Origin of the sequence: Fibrella arboris (assembly GCF_041321095.1) — a bacterium.
Taxonomy (GTDB): Bacteria; Bacteroidota; Bacteroidia; order Cytophagales; family Spirosomataceae; genus Fibrella; species Fibrella arboris.
The window spans coordinates 200,439-212,433 of sequence record NZ_JBGGWE010000002.1; the positions used below are offsets into that span (position 1 = coordinate 200,439).

The 11,995-nt window shown below is 53.2% G+C and carries 12 protein-coding genes; 5 read left to right on the forward strand and 7 right to left on the reverse strand.

Features of this window, described 5'->3' with window-relative positions; all coding sequences use genetic code 11:
• Positions 1 to 16: 16 nt before the first annotated feature.
• From cobC to cobT, 5 genes are all read right to left on the reverse strand, one after another.
• On the reverse strand, positions 17 to 610 hold the full coding sequence (cobC, locus tag ACAW75_RS03375; protein WP_370727263.1) for an alpha-ribazole phosphatase: 594 nt from the start codon (positions 608 to 610) through the stop codon (positions 17 to 19).
• Positions 607 to 990, reverse strand: coding sequence for a DUF3037 domain-containing protein (locus ACAW75_RS03380; protein WP_370727264.1), 384 nt, complete (start codon positions 988 to 990; stop codon positions 607 to 609). Before ACAW75_RS03380 ends, cobC begins: the two co-directional genes overlap by 4 nt.
• Positions 968 to 1,753, reverse strand: a complete 786-nt coding sequence (locus tag ACAW75_RS03385) for a HipA family kinase (RefSeq protein ID WP_370727265.1) — start codon at positions 1,751 to 1,753, stop codon at positions 968 to 970. The genes ACAW75_RS03380 and ACAW75_RS03385 overlap by 23 nt, the downstream gene beginning before the upstream one ends.
• 98 nt (positions 1,754 to 1,851) lie before the next feature.
• Entirely contained in the window at positions 1,852 to 2,637 is a 786-nt protein-coding gene (locus ACAW75_RS03390; protein ID WP_370727266.1) for an adenosylcobinamide-GDP ribazoletransferase, read from the reverse strand.
• 69 nt (positions 2,638 to 2,706) lie between these two features.
• Positions 2,707 to 3,750 carry a nicotinate-nucleotide--dimethylbenzimidazole phosphoribosyltransferase gene (cobT, locus tag ACAW75_RS03395; RefSeq protein WP_370727267.1) on the reverse strand — a complete coding sequence of 348 codons (1,044 nt, stop codon included), beginning with the start codon at positions 3,748 to 3,750 and terminating at the stop codon, positions 2,707 to 2,709.
• 67 nt (positions 3,751 to 3,817) lie between these two features.
• Here cobT and ACAW75_RS03400 point away from each other — a divergent pair, with 67 nt between their 5' ends.
• Entirely contained in the window at positions 3,818 to 4,309 is a 492-nt protein-coding gene (locus ACAW75_RS03400; protein ID WP_370727268.1) for a DUF421 domain-containing protein, read from the forward strand.
• A 3-nt stretch (positions 4,310 to 4,312) separates the two neighbouring features.
• On the opposite strand, the gene ACAW75_RS03405 is transcribed toward ACAW75_RS03400, so the two are convergent.
• Complete coding sequence (locus ACAW75_RS03405; protein WP_370727269.1) at positions 4,313 to 5,233, reverse strand: 1-aminocyclopropane-1-carboxylate deaminase/D-cysteine desulfhydrase; 921 nt, start codon at positions 5,231 to 5,233, stop codon at positions 4,313 to 4,315.
• A 35-nt stretch (positions 5,234 to 5,268) separates the two neighbouring features.
• Between ACAW75_RS03405 and ACAW75_RS03410 the strand changes: the two genes are divergently transcribed.
• The 4 genes from ACAW75_RS03410 (at position 5,269) to ACAW75_RS03425 (ending at position 9,885) form a co-directional block, all read left to right on the forward strand.
• Positions 5,269 to 6,294: an RluA family pseudouridine synthase gene (locus tag ACAW75_RS03410; RefSeq protein WP_370727270.1), complete on the forward strand. Its 1,026-nt coding sequence runs from the start codon at positions 5,269 to 5,271 to the stop codon at positions 6,292 to 6,294.
• Complete coding sequence (locus ACAW75_RS03415; protein WP_370727271.1) at positions 6,291 to 6,743, forward strand: GNAT family N-acetyltransferase; 453 nt, start codon at positions 6,291 to 6,293, stop codon at positions 6,741 to 6,743. The genes ACAW75_RS03410 and ACAW75_RS03415 overlap by 4 nt, the downstream gene beginning before the upstream one ends.
• Before the next feature lie 398 nt (positions 6,744 to 7,141).
• Complete coding sequence (locus ACAW75_RS03420) at positions 7,142 to 7,597, forward strand: (2Fe-2S)-binding protein (protein WP_370727272.1); 456 nt, start codon at positions 7,142 to 7,144, stop codon at positions 7,595 to 7,597.
• A gap of 35 nt (positions 7,598 to 7,632) precedes the next feature.
• Positions 7,633 to 9,885, forward strand: coding sequence for a xanthine dehydrogenase family protein molybdopterin-binding subunit (locus ACAW75_RS03425; protein WP_370727273.1), 2,253 nt, complete (start codon positions 7,633 to 7,635; stop codon positions 9,883 to 9,885).
• 328 nt (positions 9,886 to 10,213) lie between these two features.
• Here ACAW75_RS03425 and ACAW75_RS03430 read toward each other — a convergent pair whose 3' ends face one another.
• Positions 10,214 to 11,851, reverse strand: coding sequence for a two-component regulator propeller domain-containing protein (locus ACAW75_RS03430; protein WP_370727274.1), 1,638 nt, complete (start codon positions 11,849 to 11,851; stop codon positions 10,214 to 10,216).
• Positions 11,852 to 11,995: the final 144 nt, after the last annotated feature.

Consider the following 11,995-nt stretch of genomic DNA (forward strand, 5'->3'; position numbering starts at 1 on the left):
AAAAGGGCCGTTTTGTTTAACGATTGATGTATGCTACCGTGTACGCTCCGTTCTGAACTGTCAGCTTCGACACGGCTCCATAGTCGAGGTGGAGGCGGTAGGCATTTTGCAAAGGTAACTCCAGGAACAAACACAGCAAAGCCCGAATGACTCCTCCGTGGGAAACGATATACACTGTTTTGGGAGACTCCTCTGCGGCAAGCGGCAGCACCATTTCGTTCCAGAAGGCACGTACCCGATCGAACACCTGCTGGAACGAGTCGCCCTTATGCGGAGCCAGGTTCACGAAATCGGCCATCCAGGCATCAAGTTCCTCCCGGGGAATAGCACTCCAGGGCAACATCTCCCAGTCGCCGAAGTGATATTCACGCAAGCGATCATCGAAGTGGATATCCTCTTGAGATCGATTAGGGGTTAAATCGCCGGCCAACCGCATGCAACGACTCAGCGGACTGGAAAACACAACATCAGGCGTGACCTCGAGAAGGTTCGTTGCCAGTTTATCAAGCTGCCGCGCATAGTTTAGCGCCAGTGCTACATCTGACCCACCGTAGCATATTGCCCTGTCAACGGCTACTTCGGTATGGCGAATAAGGTACACAGTGATCATACTACCAGTTGCTCAAACAGACGATCGAGCGTTTTTTGTGGGTCTTGGCAAAGGCCTGGATGAACGACCGATGTCTGCACTACGGTACTCCGGGTGGCGGTTAACCAGCGAAATCGGGACGCAACGGGTAGCTGACCAATGGGGCCACCCAGTTTTCGCCCGGCACATATCCGCTCGAACGCCTGCAACCGGTCCGTTAGTTCGGTCAGTTCAGGTACGTTCGGGAAGGCAGCTAACCGGTCAACGGGCAACATACAGCGCGTTTGCAAAAAACCCTGTGAAGCACAGTAAAGAATCACCCCTACGTTGATAAACTCTTCGCGCTCGACCCGTGGCACCACGCGGATGACGGCATATTCAAATAAGTGCATGTCGGGCATCGTTGGCGGCGTTTACAAACCGGTCAGATTCAGCAAGCCGGGTCGTTAAAAATTGGACGTACACGTTACGCTGTTCGGCAGGTGTCAGATCGGCCCCCTCCGTCGTGAGCCAATCATCGGGAATAAGGCCCACGATTTCCTGAATCCGGTCGGGCGTCAGCAGTCCCCGAAATTCTGTATTGACCGCCGACAGTTCAGCCGCACGCGGAAGCAGAACATGATCTTTTACCGCCGCAAATGGCCGAATGGCCTGCTCTTCCCAGGGTTGGCTGCTATGGTGAAAATAAAGGGACGCCCCGTGATCGATCAGCCATAACTCCTTGTGCCACATGAGCATATTGGTATTTCGGGCGGTCCGGTCAACGTTCGTCACGAAGCAGTCGAGCCACACGATTTGCGAGGCAAGCCGCGCATCAACAGAAGTGACCAGCGGATCGAAGGTGATTGCTCCCGACAGGTAATGCAGGGCCAGATTCAACCCGGCGCTGGCTTTCAGTAAATCCTGAATTTCCTCGTCAGGCTCTGTCCGTCCAAATGCAGGGTCCAGGTTAACGAAAACAATCTCGGGTACACGCAGGCCGAGCGTTCTGGCCAGTTCACCGGCAATCAGTTCAGCAATCAGCGCTTTGGTGCCCTGCCCGGCACCCCTGAATTTCAGGACATACAGAAAATCATCATCCGCCTCGACCAGCGCCGGCAGCGATCCTCCTTCACGCAACGGAAGCACGTACCGGAGCACGTCAACGGTTCTAAGCTCTACCATATAGACAGGTCATTTATCGTTAGTGGGTGGTTATTGATTGTCAGTACACTCGCTGTCATTCGTTGGTAACGTCTGCCGCCGCCTGATGGCATTTTTTGTCAAAGGCTGACCCATACCAATGAAACGTATGACAGGTAGACCACCGACTCTGTTAGCTGTTGAGTTGCCCCGAGACAATCGCCGGTGTACCCGCCCAGCCACCTGATAAAGTATCGTTTCAGGCGCCAGCGCACCAGCCAAAGCGGGATCAGGAACGTGATATACACCCATAACCCGCTCAGTATGACGAGAAGTAAGGTTGGTGCCAACCCAAAAAACGTGGCAGCGGCCAGCGGCAGTCCGCGAATGCCACCCTGCGCAATGGGCTTGGCCTTCGCCGTTTCATCGTCGCGGACATAAGTCATACTGGCAATCAGTGTCGTGGCGACCCAGCGGCTCAGGCTATGCGCCGAGATGTATTTTAAGGCGACCTTCCAGCCGAAGGGCTCGCCGGGCAACAGTTTGAGCAGCGCATAAAACTTGATGGCCAGCAGTAAACCCAACCCAATTACCCCGAACGTACCCAGCCGACTGTCTTTCATGATGGTCAGAATCTGGGCTTTGGTCCAGCCGCCGCCAAAGCCATCACACACATCGGCGAATCCGTCTTCGTGAAAAGCGCCTGTCGCCCAGATCGTCGATACCATGCTGACAAGTACGGCCAGTTCGGGCGGAAAGAGCAGGCTCCCAACCCAATACGTACCTACGCCAATAGCGCCAATGATCCAGCCAATGAGTGGAAAGAACAACGTAGATCGGTTCAGCAGATCGGCCGAGTGGTCGATGTGTTTCGGCACGGGTAACCGGGTATAAAACATCAGGGCCGTGAAGAAGAGCCTGTACATAGGTAGTGTAGTGGTGAGTAGCGGTCGGCAGGAAGTAATGCACAAAGACTTGGTAGACAGCGCCCACGACTAGTTAGTACTGATACCGGCCTGTTCAAAAGACGCCATTTCGTTGAGCATGGCCACAGCAGCCTGCACCAGCGGATAGGCCAGCGCACAGCCCGTTCCTTCGCCCAGGCGCAGATCGAGCGTCAGTAATGGACGGGCATTCAGGTGATCGAGCATCCATTGATGGCCTGCCTCTGCCGATTGGTGGGTAAACACGCAATAGTCGAGCACGGCGGGGTCGAGTGCCCGGGCAACCAGCAGTGCCGCCGTAGCCATGAAGCCGTCGACCAGGATAAGCATGCCATTTTCGGCCGCGCGTAACATTCCTCCAGCCAGCGCCGCCAGTTCAAATCCACCCATCGCCGACAGGATAGCCATCGGGTCGGTTAACGCGGCATACCGGTCAGCCACTTCTGTCAGCACAGTTAGTTTATGCGCCAGTTGACCGTCAGCCAGGCCGGTGCCACGCCCGACACACTGGCTGAGGGGCAGGTGTAGCAGTCGATGCATCAGCAGGGCTGCCGACGAGCTATTCCCGATGCCCATTTCGCCAAACCCAACTACGTTACAGCCCCGGTGATGTACGCCATCGACCAGCAGTCGGCCCGCATCCATCGCAGCCTCGGTATCATCGGTCGACATAGCAGGCTGATGCCGCATATTGTGTGTGCCGGGCTGTACCTTGAACTTCACGAAGCTGGACCCGGGCCCGGTCGCCACAGTCGACTCGAACGTACCCCGCACGCCCACATCGCAAACCACCAGTTGCAGCCCCAACTGCCGGGTAAACACGTTGATGGCTGCCCCCCCACGGATGAAATTATGCACCATCTGGTAGGTCACCTCCGCCGGATACGCGCTGACACCCTCGGTAGCAATGCCGTGGTCGGCGGCAAACACCAGTATGTGCGGATTGATCAGCACAGGCGACTGGGTCTGCTGGATCAGTCCAATTTGCAGCGCCAGGCTTTCGAGCTGGCCAAGTGAGCCAACTGGTTTGGTTTTCTGATCAATGAGGTGTCGTAAACGAGGTTCCAGCGATCGATTGAGTGATGAAGCAGGCATGTTAATGGCTAAGAAAACGAAACCGCAAAGGTGCAAATCCGTTTTGATTGTTCACGACACTACGGCCATGGAAAAGCTTACTGCTATTGATTGGGAGACGATGTTCGTTCCCTCTGGTTCTGTTCTGGAGATACTTGTCCGGGGCACATTAACCTACTGGATTGTCTTTCTGTACATGCGTTTTATCCGGCGCAGTAGCGGCCAACTAAACATCACGGATATTTTGCTCATCACGCTTATCTCCGACGCCTCGCAGAACGCAATGGCAGGTACGTACGAATCGGTCACTGAAGGCGCTGCGCTTGTAGGTACGTTGGTCGGCTGGGACTATTTCATTAACTGGATGGGCTACCGATCGGCCTTTTTTGATCGATTGGGTAACCCGGCACCGACCTTGCTGGTGAAGAACGGGGTCATCCAGCGGCAGAACCTTAAACGCGAACTGATTACCGAGGATGAGCTGCTAAGCCTGCTTCGGCAACAGGGCGTTGATAAAGTAGCTGACGTAAAACAGTGTTACCTGGAAGGAAGCGGGGCACTCAGTGTTCTGACGAAATAGCCGCTACAGGTCCTGGCTCCTTCCCTGCAAGCCCCCTGTATGGATCGCCACTACGGTTGCCTGCTGGGCGAAATAGCCCTTTCTGGCCAGGTCATACAACGCAAACAGCAATTTTCCCGTGTAAACCTGTTCGAGCCTAATTCCTGTTCGCTCTTCGAACCCACGCATAAACTTGAGCAGTTCAGGCGTAGTGCGGGCGTAGCCTCCCTGATGATAGGCCGTGTTTACCGCTGCGTTGGGCGGTAACGGATGGGGAAGTCCCGCGAAACGCAGCGGTTCGCCCTGGGGCACTTTCAAAGCCGATATACCCAACACCTGCACCGCTGCCGGAGCCGCTCGAATCAGGCCGGCCAGCGTACCACCGGTTCCGACCGCACAGGCAACCGTTGTCGGCAACGTACCCAGCTGATCGATCACTTCGGGTACAAGGTCGGCGGTACCCTGAATGGCCAGTTCATTGGTACCACCCTCCGGCAGGATATAACAAGGCCCGTACCGCGCCCGGAGCGCCTGCTGAAAGGCCGGCTCGTTGGCCCTCAGGTACGTTGCCCGGTCAACAAACTGAAGCTGCATGCCCTGCTGCTGACAGAAAGCCAGTGTGGCATTGAGCGGTTTATAAGCCAGTTCATCTCCCCTGACCAACCCGATCGTCTGAAAGCCAAGCAGTCGGCCAGCGGCAGCGGTGGCGTATACGTGGTTGGAATACGCTCCCCCAAACGTCAATAACGTCTGGAGGCCCAACCGCTCTGCCTCGATCAGGTTATAGGTTAGCTTTCGCCATTTATTACCCGACACCAGCGGATGCAACAAATCATCGCGCTTCAGGTAGAGGCGAATCGGTACGGGTTCGGGGAATGGGTCAGGCAAAAAATCGAGGGTCGACTTCCCGACAATATCCGCCAGTTGAGTCGCTAAATCAGACATGCTGCGTAATTTTACGGGAAACGTACCCAATACGAATGATCGAACACAATACCCAGCCCGATGAGCTCGAAGAGGATGACCTTTTTGAACATCACCGAATCGTTGTCGACGCGGGTCAGGCCATGCTTCGAATCGACCGGTTTCTAGACACGAAATTAGCCAATACGTCGCGGACCAAGCTACAGGCGGCCATTGACGCGGGCAGCGTAAAAGTAAACGGACAGCCCGTGAAGGCCAGCTATAAGGTGAAGCCGGTCGATCTGATCACGGTATCGCTGCCCCATCCGATCCGTGATACCACGATTATCCCCCAGGCTATTCCCCTCGACATTGTTTTTGAAGATGACGAGTTGATGGTCGTGAATAAGCCCGCCGGCATGGTTGTTCACCCGGCCCACGGCAACTGGGACGGTACGCTGGTGAATGCACTCGTTTACCATCTGCAAAACCTGCCCACCACGCGAAACGGCGAAGGCAGACCGGGGCTGGTTCACCGGATCGACAAAGACACGTCGGGCCTGATGGTGATTGCCAAAACGGAATATGCCATGAGCCACCTGGCGCGGCAATTCTTTGAACACACGATTGAACGTACCTACAATGCGCTGGTATGGGGGGTTCCAGACCCCGCCGATGGCATGATCACGGGGTACATTGGCCGGTCGGCCAGTGACCGGAAGGTCATGACGGTCTACGACGAGGAGAGCAAAGGCAAATGGTCGGTGTCGCACTACAAGACGCTCGAAGCCCTGAACTACGTGTCGCTGGTGCAGTGCAACCTGGAAACGGGACGTACCCACCAGATCCGTGCGCACTTCCGGCACATCGGCCATCCGCTGTTCAATGACGCCACCTATGGCGGCGACCGCATTCTGCGCGGCAATCCCAATGGCACCTTCAAGGCATTTGTCGATAATGCATTTGCCCTGTTACCCCGGCAGGCGCTGCATGCGCGCTCGCTGGGTTTCGAACACCCGCGTACCCAGGAATGGTATCAATTTGATTCACCCCTACCCATTGATTTTCAGGCTGCTTTAGACAAGTGGCGTCATAAAGTATGATGACAATCCGCACCGGTGTAGAAGCCGATATCCCCCAGGTTTTTGACCTAATTGTTGAACTGGCTGTTTACGAAGAAGCCGCCGACCAGATGACCAACACGGTCGAGCAACTTCGCGAAGACGGCTTCGGGCCAAATCCGCTCTTCCATTTTATGGTGGCCGAAGATGATGTCACGAAGAAACTCGTCGGCATCTCGCTCTATTATTTCCGCTATTCGACCTGGAAAGGCAAGCGCCTTTACCTGGAAGACATCATCATCACGGAAAGTCACCGCGGCCAGGGGCTGGGTAAGGTGTTGCTCGATGCGACAATCGCCAAAGCCCGCGAGCTGAATTGCACGGGCATGATGTGGCAGGTACTCGACTGGAACGAACCCGCGATTGGCTTCTACAAACAGTTCGGCACCCGCTTCGACGACGGTTGGACCAACTGCCACCTCGACTTTTAACCGGTTTTCTGCAAGTTACCTACTCAAGAACCCCGGAAAGCTTTGGGCTGAACATTCATCAACGAATACGCAGCACGGAGCTTTCCGGGGTTCTTTCCGTATCAGAACCGTCTGACACCTTATCCGTGTAAACAACGGGAGACGGCCCGTAATCAGGCCTCAGAAAACTGATTATTGCCTTGATATACTTACATTTAAAAGCAAAAAGATTCTACAGGTCTCTGTTCATCACAAGCAAGGCGTATCGATCGGCGAACAAGCTCTGTCCAGGCGGCCATCCGTAAAATTGGTAATAACATCCGTAATCTGTATACCAGTCACTTTCCTGACAACCGAGACCTTTGTAAGAACCAGTACTACCTGCAAAACGCTTTTATAACCAAGTAAACCCGACAACAGTGGCAAAGTATAACTTAAAAGTCAACGGAAAAATCAGGCCGGTGGATGTTGATCCAGCGACGCCTATGCTTTGGGTATTACGTGATCATCTGGATATGCCCGGCACCAAGTATGGCTGTGGTGTAGCCCAATGTGGCGCCTGCACGGTTCATCTCGACGGAACGGCGGTTCGTTCCTGCCAATTGCCGGTTTCAGTTGTCGGTAAGCAGGCCATCACTACTATTGAAGGGCTGTCGGCGAATGGCGACCACCCTGTGCAAAAAGCGTGGCTGGAACACGATGTGTCACAGTGCGGCTACTGTCAGGCGGGACAAATGATGAGCGCGGCGTCGCTGTTGAAGACGAACCCGAAACCAACCGATGCCGATATCGATGCGGCCATGAGTGGCAACATTTGCCGGTGTGGAACGTACCTGCGCATCAAAGAAGCGATCAAATCAACAGCGAAGAAGTAACTCCCTGTTGCTAATTCGGAAACAGCACCTTGACCATGAAAACAAGCAGAACTACCTACAACAGGCGTTCCTTCTTAAAGACCTCGCTCCTATCAGGCGGTGGCATGCTGCTCAGCGTGAGCTGGCTATCGAAGGCCGTGGCCGCTGATAAACTGGAGGCGCTGAACCTGCCGGAGCAGTGGGCGCAACTGAACGGCTACATTCAGATCACGCCCGACAACGTCATCAAACTCATTTGCCCCAACCCGGAGTTTGGCCAGAACGTGATGACCTCGCTGCCCATGATGGTGGCCGAAGAACTCGATGCCGACTGGAAAAACGTGATCGTTGAGATGGGCCCGCACGACAATGCGAAACTGGGCCCTCAGTTTACGGGGGGCAGTAATTCGGTTCGGATGTATTGGAAACCCCTTCGCGAAGCCGGGGCCGCCGCCCGCCAGATGCTGTGCGAAGCGGCCGCCCAAACCTGGAATGTGCCCGTTGGTGAAGTGACAGCCAAAGCCGGTGTCCTGCATCATGCAAGCGGAAAATCGGCGAAATACGGCGACATGGCCAGTAAAGCGGCTACGCTGCCCGTGCCCAAGGGTATGAAGCTAAAAGCCCCGAAAGACTTTACGATCGTCAGGAATTCCAGGAAGAATGTTGAAGGCAAAAAGATAGTAACGGGTAAGCCATTGTTTGGGTTAGACTATCGGGCAAACGGTATGTTGATCGCCATGATTCAGCATCCACCGGCTTTCGGCCTGAAATTGAAGTCGTTCGATGCCTCGCAGGCCATTAAAATGCCGGGCATCAAGGACGTATTCACCCTGAAACTATACCAGGAAGGTTTCGAGCAGGGCGGTTTCGACACCCGTACCTTCAACGATTTACTGGTTGTGGTGGGCAAGACCACCTGGGAGGTCATGAACGCCCGCAAAAAGCTGAAAGTAGAATGGGAGCCGACTGGTGATACAAAAGACACCATGATGGGCAGGGGCGGCAAACGCGAGGTGACGGTTCCGGGAGGGCTGGAAAGCACAAGCACCCAGCTTGAAAAAATGCAGGAACTGGCGGGCAAACCGGCCCAGCAACTTCGGAAAGACGGTGACCCCGAAACGGCCTTCAAAAATGCGGCTCAGATCATCGAACGTACCTACAATGCTCCGTTTCTGGCTCATAACTGCATGGAGCCGATGAACTTCTTCGCGCATGTGACCGATGAAAAAGCGGTGGTAGCCGGTCCCCTGCAAGCACCGGGTTGGGCTGAACCAACACTGTCGAAACTAATCAACCTGCCCGCCGACAAGATCGAGATTCAGATGACGCGCATGGGTGGCGGTTTCGGTCGGCGGGCATATGGCCAGTATCTCTATGAAGCAGCCCTGATCTCCAAACAGGTAAAAGCACCTGTTAAGCTGATCTACACCCGCGAGGATGACATGACGTATGGCATCTACCGGCCGATGTACACGGCAACCTACCGGGCGGCGTTGGATGCCAATAAAAACCTGATTGCCTTCCATGTGAAAGGAGGTGGCATACCCGAACACGCGATCCACGCCAACCGTTTTCCGGCCGGTGCCGTAGACAACTATCTGGCCGAAGGCTGGGAGATTCCGTCTAATATCACCATTGGTGCCTTCCGGGCGCCGCGTTCCAACTTTAACGCCGCTGCTGAACAGTCCTTCCTGGACGAAGTGGCCGAGGCCATGGGTAAAGACCCCATCGATCTTAGACTCGAACTCTTAATGCGGGCTAAGACTAACCCGGTTGGTAAAAACAATGAATATGATGCCGACCGGTACGCGAGTGTACTCACGCTGGTACGCGACAAGTCGGGCTGGAACAAGCCGGGCAGCGAGAAGTACAACCGGGGGGTCGCGGCTTATTTCTGCCACAACTCCTACGCAGCCCACGTCGTTGATATGGTCACCCGCGATGGCGAACCCTACGTAGAACGCGTTTTCAGCGCTATGGACTGCGGTATCGTGGTAAACCCCGATGCGGCCAAGAACATGGTACAGGGCGCGGTGGTCGACGGAATCGGCAATGCGCTCTACGGTTCCCTGACGCACAAGAACGGTGCCGCCGAGCAAAGCAATTTCCACAACTACCGGATGATTCGGCACAACGAAGCACCTCAGAAAATTGAGGTTCACTTCGTCGAAAATGACCTCGACCCGAGCGGTTTGGGCGAACCACCCTTCCCGCCTGTGTTTGGCGCGGTGGCCAACGCCCTGTACAAAAACAAAGGCAAGCGTTTCTACAATCAGCCTTTCAAGTCTGAGATTGACAAACAGATTTAAGGCTAGAGCTTGACCAATTAGTTTCTGGTCATTGATACCTGGCGCTTTTGTCATCCCTCCTTCTTCGGGATGACAAAAGCATTACTTAACTACAGGCAAAAAGCCGGCACCGATCAGATCGGTGCCGGCTTTTTGCCTGTATCTGACCAACATCCAGCTCAGGCTTCAACAAGTTTGACCAGTAGGCTACACATAATTCCCCAACATTTTTTAAGGGTACACCTGCTTTTTAGCAGCCGGTAATTTACTCTATATTGACTGCGTCTGCTCCTGCAGGAAACCGAAGTGGCCGCTGTCTTCCGTGAGCAATTTAATCGGCGATGCCTATTTATTTTTTTGCTACGATTTTTATAAATAGTTTAATATCGTCCGAAATAGTCCCATCGCCAGACTTAAAAAAGAGCTTTTCTGATCCAGAATCGATACCCCAATCGGTTCGATCAATGATCAGTGTGCCATTCATCTCGAGAGTTCCATCCATTCCGTCCTTAAAATGCATTTTGGCGGGGAAAGTAACGGCCTTCGTGATCCCTTCCATGGTCAGGTTGCCTGTAACTTTTATATTGCCTTCAGTTGTAACTCGTATACTCCCATCAGGTGGAACGTTTGTATTTGCAGCATTTCCTGTGTCGACCTTCGTAATGGTGAAGGTCGACACAGGAAATTTTTTGACATCAAAAAATGGGGGAAATTTATTGTAGGAACGTTCATTATCATCCAATTTTTGCTCAATAGTATTCATATCGACGTCAACGGCACCGCCTACCAGCTGCCGGTTTTCGACCAACAATTCGCCTTTTAATAGACCGACGTTCCCTGTACGGGTACCCTCACCGAGAAACGTAGAACCGTCCCATCCACCAAGTAGCATAGACCCCCTCCATACTATAATACTCTGCTTCGTGTCTAGGCTATATTTTTTCTGACCATTTTTATTATAAAAGTCCGTGATGGTCTTTCCATCATAGCGATACACGCCGGTTGCATCGCCAAACCAGATACTTCCATCGTTCGCTTCCGAAATCCCGAAGAAAGCCTTTCCTGACCTGATTTCGGTTACCGTGGGCTTGTTACTAGCCAGGGAACTGGCGTCATACCGGGAAACTGCCTGGACCGTCGAATTAGCAGGATTTACCGGGCCTGTAGTCCAGATATTTCCTTTTTTATCCTGGATTATAGCATAAGCACCTCTCTCTGATACTTTCGTGAAACTACTGCCGTCATAGCGCCAAAGGCCACCAGTCCGACCTACTTTAAAGCCATTGTTACCGCTGAACCAAATGTTGCCTTTTCTATCTTCCAGTATAGCCGAAACGTGGAGAAAGGGTTCGCCGTTATGGATTAACGTGGTGAATTTTTTTCCGTCATAAACAAAGGCGTCGCCCCTTGTGCCAACCCATAATTTCCCTGTTCTATCGTCAATGATTGTATTGATATCATTATTCAAATGCGCTTCTTTATAAAATAGCGGCGCGTTCGGCGAGGTGAAATTGCGAAACGATTTCCCATCGTAGCGGCTTATTCCACGTCCAGTGCCGAACCAAATAATGCCGGCTTTATCTTCATAAACAGACATGACCCGATTACTGGCAAGCCCCTCCGTGGTAGTGAACTGTTGAACGGATTTCCCGTTGTCATAAAAAACGCCTGCATCGGTAGACGTGAACCAACTATTGCCCCGTCGATCTTCCAAAACATCCCAGAATCGGTGCTGACCTAGTTTACTGGTAAGGTTAGTAAATGATTTTCCATCGTATCGAAAAACATCACCAAATGATGCGTTGTTGGGGCCAGCCATCAAGATGGTGCCATTCCTGCCTTTTTTTATGCTACGGGCCATCATGTTGGGCCCTATGTCTTTACTGTCAGCCTTGATGGCATCGTTTGCTACGTCTGTCTGGTTTTGTCCGCAGGAAGTGAGAAAAACAAACAGTAAGAGTAAAGCATAGACCCGGGAGTAATTCATCGTTTTTTCTTTTTTGCTACCAACGAATAGCAACAAACCTACCAGTCTTTATGCTGAGATGTGTTGAAGGGCTGGTAAAAGAATGTTAACGAAACGTAAAAGTTGCTTTTTACGAATTGAGGCCGGTTTTTGCCGCTGATTTGC

Bases quoted from the DNA above. Each gene is read 5' to 3' on its own strand.
- ACAW75_RS03415 (WP_370727271.1), top strand. From the start codon at position 6,291: ATGATGACAATCCGCACCGGTGTAGAAGCCGATATCCCCCAGGTTTTT.
- ACAW75_RS03400 (WP_370727268.1), top strand. From the start codon at position 3,818: ATGGAAAAGCTTACTGCTATTGATTGGGAGACGATGTTCGTTCCCTCT.
- ACAW75_RS03430 (WP_370727274.1), bottom strand. From the start codon at position 11,851: ATGAATTACTCCCGGGTCTATGCTTTACTCTTACTGTTTGTTTTTCTC.
- ACAW75_RS03380 (WP_370727264.1), bottom strand. From the start codon at position 990: ATGCCCGACATGCACTTATTTGAATATGCCGTCATCCGCGTGGTGCCA.
- cobC (WP_370727263.1), bottom strand. From the start codon at position 610: ATGATCACTGTGTACCTTATTCGCCATACCGAAGTAGCCGTTGACAGG.
- cobT (WP_370727267.1), bottom strand. From the start codon at position 3,750: ATGCCTGCTTCATCACTCAATCGATCGCTGGAACCTCGTTTACGACAC.
- ACAW75_RS03385 (WP_370727265.1), bottom strand. From the start codon at position 1,753: ATGGTAGAGCTTAGAACCGTTGACGTGCTCCGGTACGTGCTTCCGTTG.
- ACAW75_RS03410 (WP_370727270.1), top strand. From the start codon at position 5,269: ATGATCGAACACAATACCCAGCCCGATGAGCTCGAAGAGGATGACCTT.
- ACAW75_RS03390 (WP_370727266.1), bottom strand. From the start codon at position 2,637: ATGTACAGGCTCTTCTTCACGGCCCTGATGTTTTATACCCGGTTACCC.
- ACAW75_RS03405 (WP_370727269.1), bottom strand. From the start codon at position 5,233: ATGTCTGATTTAGCGACTCAACTGGCGGATATTGTCGGGAAGTCGACC.
- ACAW75_RS03425 (WP_370727273.1), top strand. From the start codon at position 7,633: ATGAAAACAAGCAGAACTACCTACAACAGGCGTTCCTTCTTAAAGACC.